General features: G+C 40.6%; 23 protein-coding genes and 1 riboswitch. Of the genes, 3 read left to right on the top strand and 20 right to left on the bottom strand.

Features of this window, described 5'->3' with window-relative positions:
• Nucleotides 1-12 precede the first annotated feature (12 nt).
• From glmM to M5121_RS03795, 9 genes are all read right to left on the bottom strand, one after another.
• Nucleotides 13-1,350 (bottom strand): phosphoglucosamine mutase, encoded by a 1,338-nt coding sequence (glmM, locus tag M5121_RS03755; protein ID WP_004678999.1) that lies wholly within the window; start codon nt 1,348-1,350, stop codon nt 13-15.
• Nucleotides 1,351-1,476: 126 nt separating this feature from the next.
• On the bottom strand, nt 1,477-2,943 hold the full coding sequence (gene guaB, locus M5121_RS03760; RefSeq protein WP_249570393.1) for an IMP dehydrogenase: 1,467 nt from the start codon (nt 2,941-2,943) through the stop codon (nt 1,477-1,479).
• 141 nt (nt 2,944-3,084) lie between these two features.
• Entirely contained in the window at nt 3,085-3,450 is a 366-nt protein-coding gene (locus tag M5121_RS03765; RefSeq protein WP_004659898.1) for a YkgJ family cysteine cluster protein, read from the bottom strand.
• 104 nt (nt 3,451-3,554) lie between these two features.
• Nucleotides 3,555-4,352, bottom strand: a complete 798-nt coding sequence (locus tag M5121_RS03770) for an oxygen-binding di-iron domain-containing protein (protein ID WP_249570394.1) — start codon at nt 4,350-4,352, stop codon at nt 3,555-3,557.
• Nucleotides 4,353-4,510: 158 nt separating this feature from the next.
• A complete protein-coding gene (locus M5121_RS03775) occupies nt 4,511-5,086 on the bottom strand; it encodes a TMEM165/GDT1 family protein (RefSeq protein ID WP_087537048.1) in 576 nt (191 codons plus the stop codon).
• A gap of 83 nt (nt 5,087-5,169) precedes the next feature.
• Nucleotides 5,170-5,311: riboswitch (yybP-ykoY riboswitch) on the bottom strand.
• Nucleotides 5,312-5,345: 34 nt separating this feature from the next.
• Nucleotides 5,346-5,633 carry a hypothetical protein gene (locus tag M5121_RS03780; protein ID WP_046739814.1) on the bottom strand — a complete coding sequence of 96 codons (288 nt, stop codon included), beginning with the start codon at nt 5,631-5,633 and terminating at the stop codon, nt 5,346-5,348.
• A gap of 136 nt (nt 5,634-5,769) precedes the next feature.
• A complete protein-coding gene (locus M5121_RS03785; protein WP_249570395.1) occupies nt 5,770-7,737 on the bottom strand; it encodes a 2-oxo acid dehydrogenase subunit E2 in 1,968 nt (655 codons plus the stop codon).
• A gap of 2 nt (nt 7,738-7,739) precedes the next feature.
• Nucleotides 7,740-10,463 (bottom strand): pyruvate dehydrogenase (acetyl-transferring), homodimeric type, encoded by a 2,724-nt coding sequence (gene aceE / locus M5121_RS03790; RefSeq protein ID WP_249570396.1) that lies wholly within the window; start codon nt 10,461-10,463, stop codon nt 7,740-7,742.
• Nucleotides 10,464-10,668: 205 nt separating this feature from the next.
• Nucleotides 10,669-11,373 (bottom strand): M23 family metallopeptidase, encoded by a 705-nt coding sequence (locus tag M5121_RS03795; protein ID WP_087537051.1) that lies wholly within the window; start codon nt 11,371-11,373, stop codon nt 10,669-10,671.
• Nucleotides 11,374-11,480: 107 nt separating this feature from the next.
• On the opposite strand from M5121_RS03795, the gene M5121_RS03800 reads away from it, so the two are divergent.
• A complete protein-coding gene (locus M5121_RS03800) occupies nt 11,481-11,921 on the top strand; it encodes a DUF721 domain-containing protein (RefSeq protein WP_249570397.1) in 441 nt (146 codons plus the stop codon).
• Between the two features lie 98 nt (nt 11,922-12,019).
• Here the strand turns inward: M5121_RS03800 and lpxC are convergent, their stop codons facing one another.
• From lpxC to M5121_RS03845, 9 genes are all read right to left on the bottom strand, one after another.
• Nucleotides 12,020-12,922, bottom strand: coding sequence for a UDP-3-O-acyl-N-acetylglucosamine deacetylase (lpxC, locus tag M5121_RS03805; protein WP_249570398.1), 903 nt, complete (start codon nt 12,920-12,922; stop codon nt 12,020-12,022).
• 111 nt (nt 12,923-13,033) lie between these two features.
• The gene (ftsZ, locus tag M5121_RS03810; protein WP_249570399.1) at nt 13,034-14,215 is read right to left on the bottom strand and encodes a cell division protein FtsZ; all 1,182 of its coding nucleotides are present in this window, start codon (nt 14,213-14,215) and stop codon (nt 13,034-13,036) included.
• A gap of 166 nt (nt 14,216-14,381) precedes the next feature.
• The gene (ftsA, locus tag M5121_RS03815) at nt 14,382-15,644 is read right to left on the bottom strand and encodes a cell division protein FtsA (RefSeq protein WP_087543588.1); all 1,263 of its coding nucleotides are present in this window, start codon (nt 15,642-15,644) and stop codon (nt 14,382-14,384) included.
• A 65-nt stretch (nt 15,645-15,709) separates the two neighbouring features.
• Nucleotides 15,710-16,567 carry a cell division protein FtsQ/DivIB gene (locus M5121_RS03820; RefSeq protein ID WP_249570400.1) on the bottom strand — a complete coding sequence of 286 codons (858 nt, stop codon included), beginning with the start codon at nt 16,565-16,567 and terminating at the stop codon, nt 15,710-15,712.
• 6 nt (nt 16,568-16,573) lie between these two features.
• Entirely contained in the window at nt 16,574-17,500 is a 927-nt protein-coding gene (locus M5121_RS03825; RefSeq protein WP_249570401.1) for a D-alanine--D-alanine ligase, read from the bottom strand.
• A gap of 46 nt (nt 17,501-17,546) precedes the next feature.
• Nucleotides 17,547-18,992 carry a UDP-N-acetylmuramate--L-alanine ligase gene (gene murC, locus M5121_RS03830; RefSeq protein ID WP_087547618.1) on the bottom strand — a complete coding sequence of 482 codons (1,446 nt, stop codon included), beginning with the start codon at nt 18,990-18,992 and terminating at the stop codon, nt 17,547-17,549.
• 13 nt (nt 18,993-19,005) lie between these two features.
• On the bottom strand, nt 19,006-20,103 hold the full coding sequence (murG, locus tag M5121_RS03835) for an undecaprenyldiphospho-muramoylpentapeptide beta-N-acetylglucosaminyltransferase (protein WP_249570402.1): 1,098 nt from the start codon (nt 20,101-20,103) through the stop codon (nt 19,006-19,008).
• A gap of 225 nt (nt 20,104-20,328) precedes the next feature.
• Nucleotides 20,329-21,273 carry a glutathione synthase gene (gene gshB, locus M5121_RS03840; RefSeq protein ID WP_249570403.1) on the bottom strand — a complete coding sequence of 315 codons (945 nt, stop codon included), beginning with the start codon at nt 21,271-21,273 and terminating at the stop codon, nt 20,329-20,331.
• Nucleotides 21,274-21,496: 223 nt separating this feature from the next.
• Complete coding sequence (locus M5121_RS03845; RefSeq protein WP_125280673.1) at nt 21,497-21,979, bottom strand: glutathione peroxidase; 483 nt, start codon at nt 21,977-21,979, stop codon at nt 21,497-21,499.
• A gap of 179 nt (nt 21,980-22,158) precedes the next feature.
• Here M5121_RS03845 and M5121_RS03850 point away from each other — a divergent pair, with 179 nt between their 5' ends.
• Nucleotides 22,159-22,611, top strand: a complete 453-nt coding sequence (locus M5121_RS03850; protein WP_087547614.1) for a MarR family winged helix-turn-helix transcriptional regulator — start codon at nt 22,159-22,161, stop codon at nt 22,609-22,611.
• Nucleotides 22,612-22,800 (top strand): DUF3565 domain-containing protein, encoded by a 189-nt coding sequence (locus M5121_RS03855; protein WP_249570404.1) that lies wholly within the window; start codon nt 22,612-22,614, stop codon nt 22,798-22,800.
• 20 nt (nt 22,801-22,820) lie between these two features.
• On the opposite strand, the gene M5121_RS03860 is transcribed toward M5121_RS03855, so the two are convergent.
• Nucleotides 22,821-23,561 (bottom strand): RloB family protein, encoded by a 741-nt coding sequence (locus M5121_RS03860; protein WP_249570405.1) that lies wholly within the window; start codon nt 23,559-23,561, stop codon nt 22,821-22,823.
• Between the two features lie 14 nt (nt 23,562-23,575).
• Entirely contained in the window at nt 23,576-24,814 is a 1,239-nt protein-coding gene (locus M5121_RS03865; RefSeq protein WP_243483774.1) for an AAA family ATPase, read from the bottom strand.
• Nucleotides 24,815-24,836: the final 22 nt, after the last annotated feature.

Consider the following 24,836-nt stretch of genomic DNA (forward strand, 5'->3'; position numbering starts at 1 on the left):
TATTACTCTCCTTTAAGCAGCTTGAGCATGAGCTCTGACTGCATCGGCTAAATGATTTGCGATGGCATCCACTTCCTGCTGTTGATCTCCTTCTACCATAACTCGAATCACAGGTTCAGTACCTGATTTACGAATCAAAATACGTCCACGCCCAGTCAATTGTTGTTCAGCTTTTTCAAATTCAGCAACAAGAGCAGGAACAGCATATGGATCAATCATATGCTGTAAACGAACATTGATTAACACCTGTGGAAATAATTCAAAGTCTGCAACTAATTCATGTAATGCTTTCTCTTGCTCAACCATCACCGTGAGCACTTGTAAGGCAGCAATAATCGCATCGCCTGTGGTGCTCTTATCCAACGTTAAGATATGACCTGAAGGCTCACCACCTGTGACCCAACCATTTTCTTCTAATGCCTGTAATACATAGCGGTCACCGACTTTTGCACGTACAAAACCGACATCCGCTTTCTGTAATGCTAACTCAAGTGCCATATTACTCATAACTGTTCCAACAATACCTGCTGGTTTATTTTTAGCCTGAGTTGCAAGGATATACAGAATATGATCACCATCTACCAGCTGACCATTTTTATCCACCATCACGACACGATCTGCATCACCATCAAACGCAATACCTAAATCGGCTTGGTGATCAACTACAGCCTTTTGTAGAAATTCAGGATGGGTTGATCCACAATTTTCATTGATATTTAAACCATCTGGTTCATTAAAAAGCGGGATTACTTTTGCACCTAGCTCTCTAAAAACTGAAGGACCAACGCTATATGCTGCGCCGTTAGCACAATCCACTACAATTTTGAGATTACTAAGATCGAAGTGGTATGGAAATGTTGATTTACAGAATTCGATGTATCGACCATTTGCATCTTTTACACGAACACTTTTACCTAGATTAGCCGTATCATCAATCACCAAATCTTTTTCTAATTCTTGATTGATCTCATTTTGTAAGGCATCTGGGAGTTTTTTACCTTCACCTGAGAAAAATTTAATCCCATTATCAAAGTAAGGGTTATGTGATGCTGAAATCACAATACCTGCATGTGCATGCAAAGCACGTGTTAAATGCGCTATAGCAGGCGTTGGTAATGGTCCCAACAAATGCACATATACACCTGCTGCGTTTAAACCTGCTTGGAGAGCTGCTTCTAGAATATAACCTGATAAACGCGTATCTTTACCCATAACCACAATTGGTTTGTTTTTAGGACTATTTCTTTTTAATACTTTTCCTGCTGCAAATCCTAATTTTAATGCAAATTCAGGGGTAATCGGCATTTGTCCAAATTTGCCACGAATTCCATCAGTTCCAAAATAGCTCATTCTTTACTCGCTTTCTTATCTTTATATGACGTATCGTCATATCATTTTTCATCTGTTTTACTTTACACCAAAACAAAAAAACCGTCAGTGGACTGACGGTTTTTTTATTGCCAAAATTACTAAAGATCAACCTACACGATAGTTTGGTGCTTCTTTAGTAATCGTCACATCATGAACATGTGATTCAGACATGCCTGCCGAAGTAATTTTCACAAATTTTGCATTTTGACGAAGATCTTCAATCACAGATGAACCTGTATAGCCCATAGAAGAACGTAAACCACCCATCATTTGATGGATGATATTGCCCATTGGACCTTTATATGGAACACGACCTTCGATGCCTTCTGGGACCAACTTTTCAGCACCTGCTTTAGAGTCTTGGAAATAACGGTCAGCAGAACCTGTTGCTCCCGCCATTGCACCCAATGAACCCATACCACGATACGCTTTATAGTAGCGACCTTGGAAGAATTCAACTTCACCTGGCGCTTCTTCAGTACCAGCAAGGAGTGAACCGACCATGATCGTGCTCGCACCTGCGCCAATCGCTTTCGCCATATCGCCAGAGAAACGAATACCACCATCTGCGATCAATGGAATTTGATCTTTTAGTGCATTGGCAACACTATCAATTGCCGAAATCTGCGGCATACCAATACCTGCCACAATACGTGTCGTACAGATCGAACCAGGGCCAATACCCACTTTAACGGCATCTGCACCTGCATCTAACAATGCTAAAGCTGCATCACCTGTTGCGATGTTTCCACCAATCACTTGAACTTGTGGATAATTTGTTTTTACCCAACGTACACGTTCAATTACGCCCGCTGAGTGACCATGTGCTGTATCTACGACAATCACATCCACACCCGCATCGACTAATGCTTCCACACGGCTTGGTGTTTCTACACCTGTACCGACCGCAGCACCCACACGTAAACGACCAAGGTCATCTTTACAGCTGCTTGGATAGCTTTCCGCTTTACGGAAGTCAGTGACTGTAATTAAACCTTTGAGTTCATTGTGTTCACCAACAACTAGAACTTTTTCAATACGATGCTTTTGTAGCAATGCTTGAATATTTTCTTTCGACTCACCTTCACAAACAGTCACTAAACGGTCTTGACCTGTCATGATATTGCTTACTGGTTGTTCAAGATTGGTTTCAAAACGAGTATCACGACCTGTGACAATACCCACAACTTTGCCATCTTTTACAACAGGTACACCACTAATATTATTCGCTTGGGTAATTGCAATAAGTTCACGTACTGTCGTTTCAGGCGTTACTGTGATTGGGTCTTTCACCATTCCAGCTTCGAATTTTTTTACACGGCGTACTTCCGCAGCTTGTGCAGCGATATCCATGTTTTTATGCAAAATACCAATACCACCATTTTGCGCCATTGCAATCGCCATACGAGACTCAGTCACCGTATCCATTGCAGCAGAAACGAGAGGGATATTCAGTTGAATTCCGCGAGTTAAACGTGTCTTTAAGGAGACATCTTTTGGGAGAACAGTTGAGTAGGCAGGAAGTAATAAGACATCATCGAAGGTTAACGCTTCTTGAACGATGGTCAGCATAACAATCTCACTGGTAATTTCCGTGAGCTATTATAAACAAATTTCGATGTGATTTTCATTTTCTATGATGAAAATAATTTGATAAGCGCGTAGAAACGCTTCACTACGACGCCTTATGTCATTTAAGCAACATCGATACAGTTAACAAACTTGATCATAATTCTCATTATTTTCTGAATCTTGTTGTTCAATATTAATCAATGGGATGAGATTGTGCGCAAGTCGTGCTTTATTACAATGATCATCCGCAATCTGAACCTCTTTACACGTTGAGCTTCGAATGGCGTAGATCGAACAACTGACTTGCTGTCCTACTTCTCCTTGTAATGCGATACATTTGACTTGAGCTTGGTTGGTACCTTTCATACAAGAATAAACGGCTGTGAGCGGTTCGACCATGTTTGCAGGCATCCGTTCTGCTTCAGCCCAATAAAAAGAAACACGATAATTTGCACAGCATGCACCACAACTCACGCATGCATCTGAGCTTGCAACTTGAGACAACATTTTTCTTAAAATTCTCGTTATCAAATTAATTTTTTGTAACTTGAATCCTAAGAAAAGTTGTTGATGAACACAATAGATTTATAGAAAAAATATTATGAATTCATTTAGGTAGGACAACTAAACACATACTCATTCATTAAATCTACGCCACATTCCAGACCCTCAATCCAGTCCAGAAACTGGTTGATCATCTCTTTTCCAACAAATGCGGTGCCATGCTGCGGCACAATCATGTCGAGGTCCATCTGGCGAACCATATTCACCCATAAACGGATGACCTTGTTGGAACACATATAACGCTGGTGGAAGCCTTTCATCTTCTTGATGTGAGCTTCAAAATCGGCAATCGGCTGGCTGGCATCATCAACAATTGAGGCACCCATATCCCCTGAAAAAAGAATTTTGGCGACTGGATCATAAAACTGGAAGTTGCCCACCGAATGCAAAAAGTGAGCAGGAATCGCTACGATTGCTGATTCACCTAAAGGAATCACTTGTCCAGTATCGGCAAGCTCAATTAAGCGATCTTCCCAATTCCCTTTCATTCGATCACTCATAAATGCTGAGTTTAGGTGCGGTAAAAAGCGTGCCCATAATTTAGACGCCACTACTTTCGCATCGGTATAAACTAACCAACGTGGCATCGAAGTAATAATATCGGGGTCTTGATGGGATGCCATCACATAATCCAAATTTTTCAATTTGGTATAGCGGTTTAACTCCATGGTTAAAGGAACATAGGTGAGATCACCACCTGGATCTAGAACCGCTGCACGATCGTGATCAATAATTAAAAATTGATTGGCTTGAATGCCTTCGCCCTTGACCAAACTGGTAAAACTAATGCATTTATGCGTACCATTATCAAATAGTATTTGCGATGTAGTCCGCTCAAAACTCATATCAACCCCATAAAAATTTTTTAAATATGAAATATTTTAATTCCTTAATAAAATAATGGGATTTTATTATTGTTTCAATCAAATATTGTACTTTTATCATAATTTATAAAAAAAGATCCATGCATAAATGATGGATCTTTTTTGCGATTTAAATTTAATTAGAAGAAATAATGCTGTACCAAGGTTGAAATACCAACGACTAAGAAAATCGCAGCACCAATTTTATGAATAAGTGAAATTGGTAACTTATCTGCTAACTTATCGCCGATAAATACTGCTGGCGCATTCGCCAACATCATGCCAAGCGTTGTACCACACATGACCCAAAAAATACTGTCAAAACGTGCAGCTAAAGCAACTGTAGCAATTTGGGTTTTATCACCAATTTCAGCCAAGAAAAATAGAATAAAAGTTGCACCAAATACGCCGAATTTTTGCCATTTATTAATACTTTCAGTTTCATCCCCTAATTCATCAGGAATGAGCATCCAAATCGCCATACCAATAAAACCAAGTGCCAAAATCCATAATAGAATTTCAGGACTTAGGACAGTCGTAATCCATTGACCTAATACCGCAGAGATACCATGATTAATCGTGGTAGCCAGTAAAATTGCAATTAAAATCGGAACGGGTTTACGGAAACGTGCCGCGAGTAATAATGCCAGCAATTGCGTTTTATCGCCCATTTCAGCAAGGGCAACAATTGATGTGGAGATGAGGAATTCATACATAGTTGAATGCTCTGGCTAGCAAAATATACCGATGACCTACCCCTCCTGCTAGCCAAAATCAAATAGATTGATGCAGAGTGGTAAATCAAAGGTCTTGCCAACAAAAGCACAGCTAAACAGCTGTTCTTGGTTCTTTGCTATGATGACCATGTTCTGTGGAACAATTATGTTGACCATCACCTCTTTACTTTGCGTAAAGAGCGGCTACTCCCCAATGAAGTGATATTAGTTTATCAAACTCTTTAAATTTTTTAAATCACTATGCCCAAAATTTTTGGTAACCCCAAATTAGCAAACGGGCAATCCCCAATAACAAAGCTAAATTCACACTCAAGCCAAAAAAACCAAAAATCCCCCAACCACTTGCACCACCAACATTTTGAGCTTGATATTCCATGCTAACCACAATTGTTGCAGCTAACACTTCCAAACCCATGACGATGTACATCACCCAATCTGATGCAAAATGTAGAAAATTGACCCACAAGCCCATTAATACAAAAATAATCAGTAATATCGGTAATACAACTCGATAAATGATTAACATCCTTGCTCCTTATTCCGAATAAATACTTCTTTCAACTATATTAATTTTAGACAAAAGCTTGCACAAATAAAGTCGATTTTTTAATGCTATAAAATAGAAAACCTCGCATATGCGAGGTTTCCATCGTTAAAAAGTACTAGAGCAATAGGCTACGAATATCTTTTAAAAGCTTGGTCAACTTATTGGTAAAACGTGCTGCGTCAGCACCATTAATCACACGGTGGTCATAAGACAATGACAACGGCAACATTAAGCGCGGATCAAAGTCTTTACCATTCCACACAGGTTGCATGGTTGCAGGAGATATACCTAAAATCGCGACTTGCGGCCAATTGACCAACGGGGTAAATGCAGTACCACCAATACTGCCTAAGCTGGTGATGGTAAAGTTAGCACCTTGTAGATCTTTCGGTGACAATTTACGATCACGGGCTTTTTGGCTGAGTTCAGCCAATTCTGCTGCAATTTGCTTAATTGATTTTTGATCAGGATTGCGCAATACAGGCACTGTTAAACCATCTGGGGTTGCAACCGCAATACCCATATGAATTTCGTTACGCAATAATACTGACTTCTGATCATCAGCCAAATGCCCCGCAAAATACGGCTCTTCTTTTAACAAGTGCGCAACCGCTTTGGCAATAAAAGCCAAGATGGTTAAGCTCAAGCCTTGTTTTTTAAAGCCATCTTTCAGTTCGCCACGCCATGCTTCAAGCTCGGTAATATCCGCCAAGTCAAACTGCGTCACTTGCGGAATAAAGTTATTCAATGACAGCTGTGGCACAGACACTTGCTGTAAACGCGTCATCGCTTTCACTTCACCGCCACCAAATGAACTAAAGTCTGGTAACTTCGGTAAGCCTGAAGCCACTGGAGCGGCTTGCGTTGCAGCAGTCGGTTGTGGTGCGGTCAGACGTGTTTTCACATAAGCAAAGACATCGTCCTTCATCACACGACCGTGCTCACCTGATGCTTTGACCTGCCCAAGAACAACACCTAACTCACGTGCCAGTTTACGCACGGCTGGACCCGCATACACCTTGGCATTGTCAGCTTCTTGCGCTTTGGTCAGTTTCTCAGCTTGTGCAGGTGCACTTGGGGCTGCTGTCGCTGCCGTCTGTGGTTTTGCTGGTACTGCTTGAGTCGCAGGCGTAGCGGCTGGTTGAGCTTTTGGCGCTGCTGTTGGTGCAGCGGTCGAGCCACTCACTTCAATCGTTGCTAATGCCATGCCTTGACGAACTTCTTGATTCGCAGACACATGGATTGCTTTCACAATCCCTGCAACCGAGCTTGGTACTTCAACCGATGCCTTATCTGATTCAACCACGCATAGGCTCTGTTGAGCTTCAACACGATCACCAACATTGACCAGAATTTCTGAAACAAGAGCTTTTTCTACACCTAGATCAGGTATTTCAATTTCAACATGACCCGTTGAGGTATTCGTTGCAACTGGTGCCTCAGTCGTTGCGACTGGCGCTTCTGTTTGAGTTGGAGTTGCTTGTGGTTCTGGTGCAGCAGCCAAACTTGCAGTCTTGACCTGAATCAAGACCACACCTTCCTTAATGCTATCGCCTTCTTTAATCTGGATCGCTTCCACAATCCCCGCTACCGAGCTTGGGACTTCTACAGTCGCTTTGTCCGATTCAACCACCACAATACTTTGTTCAGGTTCAATCTGATCACCCACTTTGACCAATACTTCTGCAACCAGCGCTTTTTCCACACCGATATCGGGAACTTTTACATCCACAATCTGGCTTGCTGTCGCTGCTAGAGCGGCAACTGGTTGTGCTTTTGTTTCAGCTTCGACAGGTTTTACTTCTGCTTTTGGCTCTTCTGACTTCGGTGCATCGTTTGCAGGTGCTTCAGCGGCAGACTCAGACTCTAACTCAATCAATGCGATGCCTTCAGTCACTTCATCGCCCTGTTGAACCAGAATACTTTTAATGATCCCTGCCGCAGTGCTTGGTACTTCTACCGTTGCTTTATCTGACTCTAAAACCAGAAGGCTATCGTCAACTGCAACTTGGTCGCCGACTTTGACCAAGATTTCTACAACAAGTGCTTTATCTACGCCAATATCAGGTGCTTGGATTTGCATAATTATTTCCCCTCACCTGTTTGTGTTTCATTGTATTCAGCAACTGCCTGAACTTCTGGATGCGCTTGTGGCGCCCATGCCACTGGACGATCCGTATCTAACTCAAAGTTAGAAATTGCATCTTTCACTAAACGTGCATCCACTTCACCTTCGTCCGCTAGTTTTTTCAAAGTCGCAACCACGATATGTGCAGCGTCAACACCAAAGAAACTACGTAAGTTAGCACGAGTATCTGAACGACCATAACCATCTGTACCTAATGCAACAAATGGACGACCATCTGGTAAATATGCACGGATTTGTTCACTGTACGCACGCATATGATCTGTCGCAGAAACAACAATACCTTCAGTACCACGTAACTGTTTAGATACCCAAGATTCTTTCACTTCTTCAGCAAGCGCAAGCGGGTGTAAGCGGTTATATTCTTCACATGCCATCCCATCACGTGACAACTCATTGAAGCTGGTTACACTCCAAACGTTTGAATGGATTTGGTATTCATCACGTAAGATTTTCGCAGCTTTGATCACCTCACGAAGAATGACACCTGAACCCAATAATTGAACTGTTGCTTTTTCATCTTTTTCGAACAAGTACATACCACGTTTAATGCCTTCCTCAGCGCCTTCTGGCATTGCAGGATGCTCGTAGTTTTCGTTCATTACGGTTAAGTAATAGAACACTCGCTCTTGGTTCACATACATGCGTTGTAAACCATCGTGTACGATCACAGCCAATTCATAACCAAAACATGGATCATAAGATACACAGTTTGGAATGGTGTTCACCAAGATATGTGAATGACCATCTTGGTGCTGTAAACCTTCACCATTCAATGTGGTACGGCCAGCAGTCGCACCAAGTAAGAAACCTTGTGCCTGTGCATCACCCGCAGCCCATGCAATATCCCCAATACGTTGGAAACCAAACATTGAGTAGTACATGTACATTGGAATCATCGGCAAGTTATTGGTTGAATAACTGGTTGCCAATGCAGCCCACGCACTCATCGCACCTGCTTCGTTAATCCCCTCTTGCAGCATGTGACCGTCACTTGCTTCACGATAATGCATCAACTGTTCTTGATCTTCAGGCGTATATTTTTGACCGTGAGCAGCATAAATACCAAGCTGACGGAACATCCCTTCTAAACCAAAAGTACGTGCTTCATCTGGAACGATTGGAACGACACGGTCTTTAATTGCTTTTTCTTTCAATAATGCAGCAATTAAACGAACCATCAGCATCGTGGTCGATTGCTCTTTACCGCCAGAGCCATTTAATACAGCATCAAATACTGATAATTCAGGAATCGCTAAAGTTTCACTCTCTTTACGACGTGCAGGTAGATAACCGCCTAACGCTTCACGACGCGCCTTCATATATTTCAATTCAGGCGAGTTTTCGCTTGGACGATAGAAAGGTACTTCTTCTAATTGCTCATCGTTAAATGGCAAATTGAAGCGATCACGTACATATTTTAAAGATTCGATTTGCATCTTTTTGATTTGATGCGTTTTGTTTACTGCTTCAATTTCATCAGACAAGCCATAACCTTTAACAGTTTTCGCTAAGATTACAGTTGGTTGACCTTTGGCTGTACATGCTTCTGCATAGGCTGCAAAAACTTTGTACGGGTCATGACCACCACGATTTAGATTATCAATATCTTCATCGCTTAAGTCTTTAATCAACTCAGCCGCTTCTGGGTATTTACCAAAGAATTTTTCGCGTGCATATGCACCGCCCTTCACTTGTAAGCGTTGGTATTCGCCATCCAGTGTTTCTTCCATAACCGCTTTTAAAGCACCAGTGCTGTCTTTAGCCAGTAGTGGGTCCCAATGACGGCCCCACACCACTTTAATGACACGCCAGCCCGCACCACGGAATAAAGATTCTAATTCTTGAATAATTTTACCGTTACCACGTACAGGACCATCGAGACGCTGTAAGTTACAGTTTACAACCCAAATGAGATTGTCTAATTTTTCACGACCCGCAAGTGAAATTGCACCTGTGCTTTCTGGCTCATCCATCTCACCATCGCCCAGATATGCCCAGACTTTACGATTTTCTTCTTTGATCAAACCACGATTCATCAAGTACTTTTGAATGTGTGCTTGGTAAATCGACATAATTGGACCCAAACCCATGGATACAGTTGGGAATTGCCAATAGTCCGGCATTAAATACGGATGTGGATAACTCGGAAGACCATTACCACCCACTTCACGGCGGAAATTATTCAATTGATCTTCAGTTAAACGCCCTTCCAAAAATGAACGTGCGTAAATACCAGGGGCACAATGACCCTGATAATAAATCATGTCACCGCCGAAATTGTCCGAGGCAGCACGAAAGAAATGGTTAAAGCCCACATCGTACAAAGTGGCGGAAGATGCGAAGCTGGCAAGATGCCCACCAAGGTCATCGCCTGTTTTATTGGCACGTAATACCATCGCCAAGGCATTCCAACGAATTAAAGCACGAATACGACGCTCCATATCTTGGTCGCCTGGCATCGCTGGTTGTTCTTCAACAGAAATCGTATTGAGATAAGGTGTATTTAAGCGTTGGATCGGAACATGTTTTGCAATAGCCTGTTGATAAAGTTTTTCTAATAAGAATGCGGCGCGTTCCGTGCCCATATGTTGTAATACTGAATCAAATGCTTCTTGCCATTCCTGGGTTTCCTGCGCGTCTGAGTCGCCATAAAACGCCATACAATTCACCTTTTCCCTTAAGTTATTTTGACCTTATATATTTATCATGTTTTGGTGCTATGCAGGTATCGCCCCAAATGAATACAAAATTCCTTAATATTTTCTTGCTAAATAGTCATTGACTCAAATGAAACAAAAAACATAAAAAAACGCCAATTAAGGCGCTTTCTTTTTAAATTTAATATACAACTGTTAACAAATTAGCTTAAGGCAACATGGCAAGATAAGTTGTTGGATTTTTACGTTGACCATCTTTGACAACTTCAAAATGCAAATGTGGTCCCGTACAACGTCCAGTACAGCCTACATTGGCAATATGTTCGCCTGCACTAACGCGATCACCCGCATTCACCATTAAGCGTGAAGCGTGAGCATAACGAGTGATATAACCGTTGCCATGATCGATTTCAACATATTGACCATAACCTGACCCCCAACCTGATTTGGTTACAACACCAGAACCTGTTGAATAAATAGCTGTACCTGATGGTGCCGCTAAATCAACACCCGAATGATGACGTGTCGTTCCTAATAAGGTACGGTTACCCCATGTTGAACTTACCCGCCCTTCTTGAAGTGGGTGATTAACTAACCACGAATAACGTGTATTTGCTGAAAAAGATGGTGCATTATCTTCGGCAGTCGATGAAATCGCTGAACGACCATATTTTCTTTCGATCGTAGCATTATTCAATTCAATGGTTTTTTCGCGCAATTTAACTGATACATTCGATACGGCAGGCAAATCAATATCATCAGGATGGCTATAAGAACCTTGTGCTAAGGTTTTAGATAATTGCTCTAGGCGGTCACCATCTGTTGCTTGACCAATATTTTGATAATCTGCAAAAGCAACTGAAGCGGCTGAAGCAGCGAGTGAGAATGCAAGTAAAATACGACGCATATGCATAAAAAAACCTCTTGAAACAGTCCTTAAATAGTTCCTTTATCATCTCTTCCTTGATAACAGTTAAAATGAACGCTTAAGATGAGCCGATAACCTCGAAGGAAGTTAACATGTCTGAACCTAGCAACGTTTTTCAACAGAAAGGACAACACATAAAAACTGGAAACTTAACGTTTCTGACTACGCAAGTGACTCGATGGAAACAACTTACGAAAATTATTCAACCTATACTGCCCCAACCAGAGCAATGGCAGGTTGTTTGTTATCAACATGGCGTTCTGATCATAACTGGTGAAAATCAAGCGATGATTAGTCAACTCAGCTATTTACAAAGCAACTATGTTGCGCAGTTAGCTCAATTAGAAGGACTCGAAGACTTACGAAAAATCCAAGTTCGCCTAAGAAACAAAATGAATGTTCCTCGTGAACCTTCTCCCCCATCTAAAACACTTTCTTCAGAAACCCAAGAGCAGTTACGCAGCGCCGCTGAATATGTGAGCGACCCTAAGCTTAGCCAAGCTTTACTACGTTTGGCAAGCAATAAAAAGTAAACTACTTATCTTAGGTATTGAAATATACACTTATTTTATGTGAACTAAATCTCAACTTTTATTGTTATAATATAACACAACCAATAAAAGACAATGACTTATATCACACTCACATAAGAAATTGGACAATCATTATCGTTATTAAATGTTACAATTTCATAACTGCTCGGATCATTTTGAACATTGCGTAACAGCTGATTATTGAGTGCATGCCCTGATTTATAGCCATCAAACTTAGCAATTACCTGATGACCCAATAAATATAAATCACCAACAGCATCTAAAATCTTATGACGCACGAACTCATCAGCAAAGCGTAATCCCTCTTCATTGACCACACCTGTATCATCAACACCAATCGCGTTCTCTAAACTCGCCCCTAAAGCCAAATTATTCGCCTTTAAATAATCAAGATCTTTCATAAAGCCAAAAGTTCGCGCTTCACTGACTTCGTATACAAAAGTTTCCGTTGAAAAATCAATCGACACGGATTGGTATTCTTTAGCAAATGCGGGATGATCAAAATCAATCGTAAAATTGAGTTGAAAACCTGAATGCGGGGTGAAAATAGCACGCTTATCTTCAATAAGTGCTTCAACAGGTTTTAGAATTCTAATAAATTTCTTTGGTGCATCTTGCTCTGCTAACTCACCTTGCATGAGTAAATAGATAAATGGACCTGCACTGCCATCCATAATAGGTACTTCAGAAGCAGAGACCTCGATGATTAAATTATCAATGCCTAATCCCGCTATAGCACTCATCACATGCTCAATCGTACCGACTTTTATATCTTCTCGCACAAGATTGGAACACATAAATGCTTCTTGAATGAGTAAAGCATTCGCAGGAATTTCTACAGGAGGATTGAGGTCAATACGGCGAAAGATAATACCTCCATCAACATGGTGAGGAACAAAATTAATCAGCACCTTTTGACCACTATGCAGACCAATACCGCTCGCTTTCACCACACGCTTGAGAGTACGTTGTTTCACCATACCATGACAACTTCATTTGCAAAAACCGATATAACTTAGCATATTTTGCCATTTTAAAAAAATAAAAAAGGGAGCAATTACTTACCCCCTTTCTCTAAACATATGATTTTATTATTTACGCTGCTGATTTTTCAGATAGTCTTGAATACTCATTGGCGATGAACGTGGTGTAGAACTTGGCGCTGCTGTAGCAGGTGCGTCTACATTTGCACGTTTACTGATCGCTGGAACATCATCTTCATCTACAGGTTGTTGGGTTTTAGCGATTGCTGTTGGCGTATGAGTTACTGTACGTTTTTTGGGTTCGGTATCATTGGCATTACGTGTCAAACCTGTTGCAATTACAGTCACACGCAGCTCATCACGCGAATCTGGGTCAAATACCGTACCATAGAAAATTTCACCTTCATCCAAATCAACAATCTGGTTGACTACTTCTGAAATAATGTCAATTTCGCGTCCAGTAATATCTTCGCCACCTGTGATATTCACCAATGCACCTTTTGCATTAGTGAGATTCACATTATCAAGCAACGGGCTACGGATAGCCTGTTCAGCCGCCTGACGAGCACGATCTTCACCACGCCCTGTACCCGATCCCATCATTGCGTAACCGCGAGTACTCATAGCTGTTTTCAGATCAGCGAAGTCGAGATTCATATGACCATGGTTCACTACAAGATCAAAAATACTCCGTACCGCATTAAGTAATACATCATCTGCCTTTTTATAAGCATCTTTCATTGAAATATCACCATAAACGCTGAGTAAGCGTTGGTTTGGAATAATAATCAATGAATCAACATGCTCTTCTAAAGCTTCAATACCTTTTTCTGCTAACTTTTGGCGGCGGCGACCTTCAAAATTAAACGGAGTCGTTACCACACCCACGGTCAAGATGCCCATTTCTTTGGCGACCTCTGCAACCACTGGAGCGGCACCTGTACCAGTACCACCACCCATACCCGCGGTGACAAAGACCATATCTGTGCCTTCAAGGTGCTGGCGAATCACCTCACGACTCTCTTCACCAGAAATTTGCCCCATCTCTGGTTTACCACCACAACCTAAACCACGCGTACTTTGTTCACCAATCTGAATTTTAAAAGGCGCATTCATGCTATCGAGTGCCTGTTTATCAGTATTGGCACAAATAAATTTTACACCTTGGATATCTGATTGCACCATATGTTGGACGGCATTACCACCACCACCACCGACACCAAATACTGTGAAACGGGCTTGACCGTTGCCATCGTCTAGTTCATCTTCTACCAATTCAAATGAGGTCATGACCTTTAGATTTCCTAATATATAAAATGGCAGTCACTTCAGCCCGTTACTGCCCTGATTTTTAAAACAACCGATGTTAAGATGCTGTTCAATAATAGCTAGCTTGTCAAGTACAACGGCTCACTATTACAACTTCCTAACAAATTTTCCCCAAAATACGTACAACTTAAAATATAGCTTTTAATTTGCTATTTAATGCATTCCAACCATTGGTCACTCGATCCATAAAACTTCGATCATTCGATTCTTCTGGTTCTTCTACTGCATCCTGCAAATCACTTTGGCTAAACATCAATAATCCTGACGCTGTCGCATACATCGAACGACGTAATGCAGCAAGATGTTGGTCTTCAGCATAGACCTGTAAAGGTGGATTACCTAAATGTGCAGATACTCCAAGCATACGACGTGCCAAATTCACCATACCTTCAATTTGACAAGCATCACCTGTGAGTACTACACCATGATATAAACCATATATTGCCCCGCTATGCTCTAACTCTTCACGAATTAATGTAAAGATTTCTTCATAACGCGCAATAATAATTTCTGCAAGCTCAATACGACTAATGGTCTGCTGTCCATCAATCGCTTGCACTTGAATCATATGGTCAGGTTTCACTACACTGAGATCAACACAACCATGTAAAATTTTAATACGTTCAGCTTCTTCAGTGGTCGTTTGTAAAACCGCTGCAATATCGCGGGTCACATTTTCACCACCACGTTGCAAGGTACGTACTAATGCTAAACGACCATCTAAATATACTGCGATATTGGTAATCCCTGCACCAATATCAACTAAACATACGCCATATTCTTTTTCATCTTTGAGCAAACTAGCTTCAGCCGTAGCTAAACTAGATACCACCATTTTCTCTACCCCGATATTTGCACCTTTCATGGCACGATCAAGGTTTTGCATGGTATTAATCGGCATCATCATCAATTGATAATGCCCGGTCATGCTATGAGCCGACATATTGACTGGGTTCTGCACCCATTCAGCCGAATCGCCCAACTCGAAGCCTAATGGAACAGCACTTGCAAAATAATAATCTGGCGATACATGGCTCGCTTTGGCTAACTCTAATGCTCTAACCACTTCATTTGTCGTAATAATATGATCATGATTAGCTACTGGTGTACGGCCTGATGCGTAAAAACTTTGCAATTCAGTACTTGGAATTGACACCCATGCGCTATGGATACGACACTCCGCCATATCTTCGGCTTCAGAAACTGCATTTTTAATCGCAGCAATCACCTTATCCAAGCTTACAATTTTGCCTTTAACCATGCCTCGGTTGCGAGCAGTTGCCATGCCAATCACTTGGATCTTATCCGGTGCATGGACCTTACCAATCAAAACTGAGACTTTATGCGTCCCAATATCAATCGCAACAACTGAGGAAACAGCTTCACTCATTACTTCATTACCATATCTTTTGTTGTTTAGTACGGGCAAACTGCCTGTTATTTTCAAGCCACGTATTATGGCTTTGCCTCAATTGCCCCTGCAAGGCTTGTGTCATCAATCGTTACAACTAACTGACCATTGACAATCTTTGGCGGGATTGCGTTTTTCCATTGAATAGCAAGGCCATTTCGATAACGCAAATCAATTGCTGAGATTTTCGACCATACAGGTTTGAGATCCGTTTGTGCCAAATGGCTTAAGCGTTGAAGCTTATTCATGGTTTGATCTTGATCAACAATAATCCGTAGACCTGAATCAAACTGCATAAACCACGTCATTCGCTCTGTTAAATACAATTCTTTTAATCTTAAATTCGCTGGATGAAACAGTTGATTAATTTCATTATAGCGACGCATCATCATTTTGGATTGGCTGACTGGCCCATGTAAAAGTGGCAAGTTTGGATGTACTTTTAATACAGCTTCACTATAGACATCACCATTGTCACTGAGCAAACGCCCTGTTCCCCAGCGCGCAATTGCGTGACGCGGCATAACTCTTACACGAATCCCATTCGGCCAAGCTCGTGATACCACGACACGGTCAACCCAAGACACTTTTAACGCCTGATCTCGAATTTGCTCTAAATCGGAAGTGAAATAGTTATCTTTGATTATTGGACTTAGATATTGTACTAACTGCTGATTTTCAATATCCGAATTAGTCCCAACCACCTGTAATTGTGCGACTTTTGCATCAGTCATCACTTTATATAAGCCATATAGACCAATTGCCAATACAATAAAAGCAATGATCAACAACGCCCAGCCACCCGCGTTCACCATTTTTTGTTTAGGCGAAGGCGGTTTCTCATGAATAGAGCTGATGGCAGGTCGTGTTTTACGACGCATTGATGCAGGAAGTTGAGCCATGAATAATTAAGCCGACTTTGCTAAAGTTTGCTCTAAAATTGCTAGGCAAAGCTCATCAAAACTATAACCGACCGCTTGTGCGGCTTTAGGTACAAGCGAGTGGCTGGTCATTCCCGGTACGGTATTGACTTCTAACAACCAGAAATTGCCTTGCTCATCCTGCATTGCATCAATACGCCCCCAACCTTCTGCACCGACTGCTTGGAAAGCACGTAGACACAATGCTTGTAAGCTTTTCTCTTCGTCTTCGCTTAAACCACAAGGAATGCCATATTCCACGTCATTGCGTTGATACTTTGCCTCATAGTCATAGAAAGCAACGTCTGCGGGTGGCTGTAAACGAATCACAGGCAACGGCTGACCATTCAAGAATGAAATGGTGAATTCACGACCCGTAATCCACTTTTCAGCCATTACCACAGCATCATGCTGTGTCGCTTTTTCAATTGCAGCCGCAAAATCTTCTGCTTTCTCAACCTTGCTCATCCCGACACTCGAACCTTCGTGCACAGGTTTGATAATCACAGGCAAACCTAAATCTGCAATGACTGCATCCAGATCTGAGTCTTTCGTAATGATGCGGTATGGTGCGGTTGGTAAATCACTGCCCTGCCAAATTTGTTTGGTTTTGACTTTGTCCATCCCAATCGCAGAACCCTGCACGCCCGTACCTGTGTATGCAAGGTTTAACCACTCTAACACACCTTGGATCTGACCATCTTCACCACCACGACCATGCAATACGATAAAAGCACGATCATAACCGACCAACTCAGTCACGCTTCGCTCTTGTGGATCAAATGCTTCTGCTTGCACACCTGAGCGCAACAAAGCCTCTAAAACGGCTTGACCACTATCTAATGACACAGCACGTTCAGCTGACTTCCCACCAAACAACACAGCAACTTTGCCGAATTTTGCAGCATTTGACACGTTTATATCCTTAAAACTGTAAAACTTTTATATTCACGAAAATAAATTATTTGGCATACAAACGATGCTGAGCCAATTCTACCGAAATTGCGCCCACGTTACCCGCGCCTTGTGTTAATAACAAGTCATTTGCTTGTAACACTTTTTGTAAAACATTCGGCAAATTGCCATCAACTGGATCAACTAGAATCGGTTCAACTTGACCACGTAGACGAATACTCCGTGCCAAAGCTCGACTATCCGCCCCCACAATCGGTTTTTCACCCGCTGGATAGACTTCCAGTAATAACAGTTGATCCACTTGCGATAACACATCGACAAAATCATCAAAACAATCACGAGTACGACTAAAACGGTGTGGTTGAAACAACATCACCAAACGGCGATCTGGATGACTGGCACGCGCTGCTTTAATCGTTGCTTCAACTTCTTTTGGATGATGACCATAATCATCAACGAGTTTAACAGTGCCTTCACCAACCTCAAATTCACCTTGAACTTGGAAGCGACGACCCACTCCACTGAAGCCTTCTAAAGCACGGCAAATCGCACCATCAGAAACACCTTCATCAGTTGCCACACCAATCGCAGCCAATGCATTCAAGACATTATGCAAACCTGGCTGATTGATGGTGACACGTAATGGCTCACGATCTTTACGCAGTACAGTAAAGTGCGATTGCATACCTTCTTGTAACACATCCACAGCACGAATATCGTTATCTTCACCAAAACCATAGGTCAGCGTTGGACGACCAATACGAGGAAGAATTTCACGGATATTGGCATCATCACCACAAACGACTGCCAAACCATAGAATGGTAAATTATGTAAGAACTGAATAAAGGTATCTTTTAACTTATCAAAGCTACCTTCATAGGTGTCCATATGATCTGCATCAATATTGGTCACGATCGCAGCCATCGGTTGCAAATACAAGAAAGATGCATCTGACTCATCAGCTTCTGCTACGATAAAACGGCTTTCACCCAGTGCGGCATTGACACCTGTGCTATTCAGCAAACCACCAATCACGTAAGTTGGATCTAGATTTTCTTCTGCCAACATCGTCGTTAATAAACTAGTCGTTGTGGTTTTACCATGCGTTCCAGCGACTGCAATACCGTGACGATAACGCATCAACTCACCCAGCATTTCTGCACGACGTACAATCGGTGTGCGTTGTTCAATCGCAGCTTTAATTTCTGGATTTTCAGGATCAATCGCAGTTGATACCACGAGTACATTGGCATTTTTAATATTTTCAGCCGAATGCCCAATATAAACTTTAATACCATTGCTTTCGAGTTGCGCTGTGGTCTTTGAGGCTTTGATGTCTGAACCAGAAATTTTATAACCTTGATTGGCCAATACCTCGGCGATACCACACATCCCCGCACCACCAATCCCAACAAAGTGGATATGTTTAATACGGCGCATTTCTGGCACTTTGATGAGCTTTTTGGCTTGGTTTGGATTTGTTGGAGACATAAATAAACTCGAATTACAATTTTTTAATCAGATCAACCACATGCTGAGTTGCATTCGGTTGTGCTTGTTGACGTGCTTTAATTGCCATTTCAGACAGTAGTTGGCGATTTAATAATGTGGCTAACAACGCATCTAAAACAGTGGGTGTCATGTCTGCTTGTTGACAAATTTTCGCAGCGCCGACATTTGCTAAAAATTTCGCATTTGCAGTCTGGTGATCATCCACTGCGATAGGCAGCGGAACAAACACTGCAGCAAGACCCGCAGTTGCGACTTCTGTAACCGTTAATGCACCAGCACGGCAAATAATTAAATCAGCGTCACTGTAGGCTCTTGCCATATCATGAATAAAAGGCTCAACTTGAATATTCAAACTCGAAGGTGCGCCTTGGTAACGCTCACGCGTAATCTCTTGCTGATTTTGGCCGCATTGATGAAACACATTCAATGGAACATTGACCTTTTTCAAAGCTTCAGGCAAACGCTCATTCAGTGCTTGTGCACCCAGTGAACCACCAACAATCAAAATATTCAGTGGTAATTGTGCTTGCTCACGGGTTTGATAACGCCATGATGGGTTCAAAATCGCAGTAATCTCAGCACGTACAGGATTACCTGTGGTCACGACTTTATCACTGTTTGCAAATGTATTTGGAAAAGCCTGACACACGGTCTTGGCTATACGCGCCAATTGGGTGTTGGTAAATCCTGCAATCGCATTCTGTTCATGGATTAACACAGGAATACCGAGTAAACGTGCTGCTAAGCCACCTGGTCCAGCGACATAACCACCGAAACCCGCCACAGCATCAATGTTTAATTGCTTCATATAGCGCATCGCGCTTAATGTTGCTTTTAGAATTTTAAATGGCGCACTCAGTTTACGTAAAATACCATTACCGCGTACGCCTTGAATATCAATTTGATAAATCGGAATATTTTGATCTTTGAGTAACCGATTTTCCATTCCCGTAGGCGTTGCTAGCCAAGAGACTTGGCAGCCATCCTGTTGCAGTTGTTTGGCAACAGCAAGCGCAGGGAAAACATGTCCACCTGTGCCAGCGGCCATCATCATGACATGTTTAGGTTTATTCTGTAGCGAATTGGTCACGGTCTAATTCTTCAACTCAAAAGAAGGTTATCGTCTATTGTTTTCGGAAGTTATTCTAATCCTAAAGCTTCATTCACGAAAAGCGAATTTCACCTGTTTACAACAGAAAGCTGAGCTTTTTTTAATTCTTTGTTGAAAACAAGGTTCTACCAATATCCAAACGCCCATTTGCACATAAATTTAATCCAAATGCAAACGGGCAGTTTGGTCAAAAATGGCGTAATCTTAGCTGTTTCGCCCTGCTTCTAGCACATCAAATAAATTATCTGCAATCGAGGTACCAAACTGAGCATCAATCTCACGAATACAGGTCGGGCTCGTGACATTTATTTCAGTCACATAATTACCAATCACATCAAGCCCCACAAAAACCAAACCTTTTTCACGCAGGAAAGGACCGACTTTTGCCGCAATCATTTTGTCATTTTCAGTAAGTGGACGCGCTTGACCTAGACCACCCGCAGCCAAGTTACCACGCACTTCGCCATTTTGTGGAATACGTGCCAAACAATACGGTACAGGTTCACCGTTCACCATCAAAATACGCTTATCTCCTTCGACGATTTCAGGAATATAACGTTGCGCCATGATTGGACGTGTGCCCATTTCGGTGAGCATTTCTAGAGTCGAACCGATATTTACCCCATCTTGATATAAACGGAAAATCCCCATTCCACCCATTCCATCGAGTGGTTTTACGATCACATCGCCATGTTCTTTAATAAATTCACGAATCAGGCTTTGTTGTGAAGTCACTAAAGTGGGCACTTGAAGTTCTGGGAATTGAGTTGCAAACAATTTTTCATTGCAGTCGCGTAGGGATTGGGGTTTGTTAATAATCCACGCGCCTTCACGTTCTGCTTGTTCCAAAATATAAGTGGTATAGACAAAATTCATGTCAAATGGCGGGTCTTTGCGCATCAACACCACATCGTAGTCAGCCAATGACTCTTTGCGCTTGTCACCCAACTCATAATAATGATCATAATCTTCAAAGACTTTAAGCGGTGCAATCAGACCAAATGCTTTACCTTGATCAATATATAAATTGTGTTGTAATGCATAACCCAATTCATGCCCGCGACGACTTGCCGCCCATAACATTGCCATCGTGGAATCTTTCTTAAGATTTACCGTTTCGATTGGGTCCATCACTACAAGTACACGCATAATTTGACGCTCGTATTTTTAATCTTGGCAAAAAGTATAGCGAAGTTTAGTGATGATGTTTAAACAAGTTATGTAATTCTTAAATCTAAAAAATTCTAATTTATTCAGATCACTAGATTCGATTTATTTAAATAGACGATTTTCTGAGTGATAAAAATTATAAAATTACTGGCAAATGATTTTATTGCCAGTAATTCGTGCAGCATTCGCTTTCAGCATCAAATTAAGCCAAAAGTTTTTGAATATCTTTGCTAATTTTTTCAGGTTTAGTCGTTGGTGAATAGCGTTTGATGACTTCACCATTTTGGTTAATCAAAAACTTGGTGAAATTCCATTTGATACTTTCACTACCTAAGATGCCTTTGGCTTCTGAGGTGAGATATTTATAAATCGGATGCGCATTTGAACCATTCACATCGACTTTGGCAAACATTGGAAATGACACACCATAGTTACGCTGACAGAAGCTGCCAATTTCTTCGTTGCTTGATGGGTCTTGGTTAGCAAACTGGTTACACGGAAAGCCTAAAACCACTAAACCTTGTTGTTGATAGTCCTGATATAGCTTTTCCAAACCTTCAAATTGTGGGGTTAAGCCACATTGGCTTGCCGTGTTCACCACCAATAAAACCTTGCCTTGATAGTCTGCAAAGTTCTTTTGCTCGCCTTCTAAAAGTTCAGCCTGAAAATCATAAATTGTGGTCATACAACATCTCGCTCTAATTCAATCAATCTTATTTGCCTAATAGCTTTGTGTATTTGTTCAGCTATGTGAATTAATATTGCACACAACTATATTGTGTGCAAGTTAATTATACGCAATATACTTTTTATGTTAATCAAACTATACTGTGATTTCGCAAAGATGACGTTGAGGAGCAAAGCATGACTGAATTTTCTTACTTGGATAATCAAGTGTGTTTTGCGATGTATTCCGCGACCAATGCGATGATTCGTCAATATCGTCCCTTGCTTCAGGAATACGATCTGACCTATCCGCAATTTATTGTGTTGCTGGCTTTATATGAAAAGGACAATGTGACGTTATCTGAAATAGGGCAGAAGACCTTTTTTGATTCAGGCACGCTGACGCCAATTATTAAAAAACTTGAAGAAAAGCAATTTTTAAAGCGCATTGCGGTAAAAGAAGATGAGCGTATGAAGAAGGTAATCTTGCTGGAAAAAGCACTGTCTGCAAAAGATGAAATTACCTTAATTCCTTTTAAACTCGCCTGCTCTTTAGGTGTTGATCCGAATGATTTGGTGGCAATTCATAATCTATGCCATCGTTTTTTAAAGGGTTTAGAGGATTCTAAACTTGAAAGTTTGAGTGAATAAATGCAGCAAGCCATTGTTGGATTTCATCTAGACGACGAAGGACATTGGGTTGCTGATCTCGCTTGTGGGCATGGTCAGCATGTGCGCCATGATCCGCCGTGGCAAAATCGCCCTTGGGTGTTGACGGAGCAAGGGCGAAAAGAGAAATTAGGGGTTATGTTGGAATGTAAGAAGTGTGAGGAAGAGTGATTCACATAAGAGATTTTATGTTAAATGTGTGTTTCAATAAAGCATTGATATTGCTCATCAAATGAGTAATTTTGAGTACGATCTGAGATATTTTTTAGTAATAGCACAAGGCTATGTATATTTGTAATAGGGTTATTTGAGTTTACCTGTACTTGTTGCTCATATAGTCGAATAGAATTATGAATAGCGTGATTATATTGAGAGGCTAACGCTTCAATAATATCTGTATTAGTTTCAGAGTATTCAGGTGCATATGTCTTTTTAAAATGCTCTTTAACAGTATCACCAATAGATTTCTTGCCTTTCGATTGGAATGGACGAGGATTACATTCATAATGGAGAAGAAACCAAATCTCTATACAAGGAAATGAATAAATAGGGATAATTTGTGTGAAATCAGAATTTATTTTTGACAAAATTTCTAAATGTCTTTTATTTCTTACAGTGTCTAAGTCAAAAATACAGAAAATATAATTTAACTCCATTTCTGTATCTTTTAGTTTGATAGCCTCTTCTTCAGCCTCTCTCAATATACCTGTACAAGCTGTACTAATACTTTTTCTTGATTTAACAGTACCTAAACTTAATATTTGGATTAGTTTATTAAAGTATATATTTTCTGAATACCCCTCAGTCAATATTAAAATATTAGGAATGATAGAACGATTGCCAACATTACGTGCTTTTCGAGTTTCCTTTTGAGAGTTCCGTCTTTCTTTGTTTGCAGAAATACGTTTTTTAGCTATATCGTCACTACCCATATCTGATTCTCAAATTATCCAAAAAATGGAGTAGCACCATATCTTCCTGTCAGATAGCGCAACTCCCAGTTTTCTCTATCGTTTCTTGGATTGAATTCTAGCAAAGAATAGATAGAGGAAACTTGAGATTTATCTTTTTCTACAAAATAAATTTGATCTTTTCTCAAACATTCTTGGTTAATTAAGTGAGTATCATGTGTGACGCAAATTAATTGATTATTAGTAGTCCTATTGAATTCTTTCAGAAAATTTTTAACTAATAGTGGGTGCAATGCTGAGCTCAATTCATCGACATAAAAAGTCTTTTCAAATTTTTTATAATTATTCAATAATAATGAAGATAGAGCAAAAAGCTTACGTGTCCCTTGAGACTCTAATTCTAAATCAAATGGTTCAAGTTCATTATCTGAATTTTTGTGGAAAGTTTTAATGTCGTAGTAATATCGGTTTTTAAGATCTTCGATAATTCTTTCTTGAACCTCTGGAGTAAAATCATTATTTTTAATAATTTGTTCGGCAAGTGATCCTTTATCTACACTAATATCTAAAATATCAATATCTTGATCTTTTAAAAATTTTAAGAAATTTTCCTTAAACTGATTGTCAGAGTGAATACTTTTAGCGGTATCCTCTAATGAAAATTGTTCAGATAAGGTGTTAGCAAACCAATCATAGATAGTTTTTAAAAATTGACTATTTTCTTTTACCATCTTTGATAAGTATAAAACGTTGGGTAACGTTTTTAGGGCTGTATCTTCATAGATTCTTTTCGGCTTTAAATCAGCACCAATATTATATTCATATTCTCCAGATTCATTTAAATCTCTAGTAAAAATGTTCTTTTTATACTTTTTAGGGTAATAAGAAAGGTGTTCATGAAATACTTTTTTTTTGTCTAATACCAAATAATAGTTATATCTAATATCTGCACAAAAGAAATTAACCTCGAAAGAGGTTGGGGCATTCTTTTGTTTTTTATCTAGAAGAAATGGAATTAACTCAAAAGGTTCATCTAGCTTTTTTTCTGTCGAATTAATGATCAACTGTTTAAGAAAATGGATTGCTGATAAAAAATTAGATTTCCCTGAAGCATTCGCACCATAAATCACAATAGTTTTTAGGAGCTTTAAGCCTTTTTCTGGAGTGTCTAACAAGTGATCTGGATGAATATCATAAGGAGGCTCAGCGACAAAACTTAAAGTTTGTTGCTCTTTAAAAGATAAGAAATTTTCGATTGTAAAATCAATAATCATGCTGAAACCTTGTTATCTTGGA

The sequence above is a fragment of the Acinetobacter sp. ANC5681 genome (assembly GCF_023488045.1).
In the GTDB taxonomy this organism is placed as follows: Bacteria; Pseudomonadota; Gammaproteobacteria; order Pseudomonadales; family Moraxellaceae; genus Acinetobacter.

Excerpts from the sequence above, each read along its gene's own strand:
- lpxC (WP_249570398.1), bottom strand. The coding sequence starts at position 12,922 with ATGGTGAAACAACGTACTCTCAAGCGTGTGGTGAAAGCGAGCGGTATT.
- guaB (WP_249570393.1), bottom strand. The coding sequence starts at position 2,943 with ATGCTGACCATCGTTCAAGAAGCGTTAACCTTCGATGATGTCTTATTA.
- M5121_RS03860 (WP_249570405.1), bottom strand. The coding sequence starts at position 23,561 with ATGGGTAGTGACGATATAGCTAAAAAACGTATTTCTGCAAACAAAGAA.
- M5121_RS03780 (WP_046739814.1), bottom strand. The coding sequence starts at position 5,633 with ATGTTAATCATTTATCGAGTTGTATTACCGATATTACTGATTATTTTT.
- M5121_RS03770 (WP_249570394.1), bottom strand. The coding sequence starts at position 4,352 with ATGAGTTTTGAGCGGACTACATCGCAAATACTATTTGATAATGGTACG.
- M5121_RS03845 (WP_125280673.1), bottom strand. The coding sequence starts at position 21,979 with ATGACCACAATTTATGATTTTCAGGCTGAACTTTTAGAAGGCGAGCAA.
- M5121_RS03820 (WP_249570400.1), bottom strand. The coding sequence starts at position 16,567 with ATGGCTCAACTTCCTGCATCAATGCGTCGTAAAACACGACCTGCCATC.
- M5121_RS03800 (WP_249570397.1), top strand. The coding sequence starts at position 11,481 with ATGTCTGAACCTAGCAACGTTTTTCAACAGAAAGGACAACACATAAAA.
- M5121_RS03850 (WP_087547614.1), top strand. The coding sequence starts at position 22,159 with ATGACTGAATTTTCTTACTTGGATAATCAAGTGTGTTTTGCGATGTAT.
- gshB (WP_249570403.1), bottom strand. The coding sequence starts at position 21,273 with ATGCGTGTACTTGTAGTGATGGACCCAATCGAAACGGTAAATCTTAAG.
- M5121_RS03785 (WP_249570395.1), bottom strand. The coding sequence starts at position 7,737 with ATGCAAATCCAAGCACCTGATATTGGCGTAGATAAAGCACTTGTTGTA.
- M5121_RS03865 (WP_243483774.1), bottom strand. The coding sequence starts at position 24,814 with ATGATTATTGATTTTACAATCGAAAATTTCTTATCTTTTAAAGAGCAA.
- M5121_RS03855 (WP_249570404.1), top strand. The coding sequence starts at position 22,612 with ATGCAGCAAGCCATTGTTGGATTTCATCTAGACGACGAAGGACATTGG.
- M5121_RS03795 (WP_087537051.1), bottom strand. The coding sequence starts at position 11,373 with ATGCATATGCGTCGTATTTTACTTGCATTCTCACTCGCTGCTTCAGCC.
- M5121_RS03765 (WP_004659898.1), bottom strand. The coding sequence starts at position 3,450 with ATGTTGTCTCAAGTTGCAAGCTCAGATGCATGCGTGAGTTGTGGTGCA.
- glmM (WP_004678999.1), bottom strand. The coding sequence starts at position 1,350 with ATGAGCTATTTTGGAACTGATGGAATTCGTGGCAAATTTGGACAAATG.
- M5121_RS03775 (WP_087537048.1), bottom strand. The coding sequence starts at position 5,086 with ATGTATGAATTCCTCATCTCCACATCAATTGTTGCCCTTGCTGAAATG.
- murC (WP_087547618.1), bottom strand. The coding sequence starts at position 18,992 with ATGTCTCCAACAAATCCAAACCAAGCCAAAAAGCTCATCAAAGTGCCA.
- aceE (WP_249570396.1), bottom strand. The coding sequence starts at position 10,463 with ATGGCGTTTTATGGCGACTCAGACGCGCAGGAAACCCAGGAATGGCAA.
- ftsZ (WP_249570399.1), bottom strand. The coding sequence starts at position 14,215 with ATGACCTCATTTGAATTGGTAGAAGATGAACTAGACGATGGCAACGGT.
- ftsA (WP_087543588.1), bottom strand. The coding sequence starts at position 15,644 with ATGAGTGAAGCTGTTTCCTCAGTTGTTGCGATTGATATTGGGACGCAT.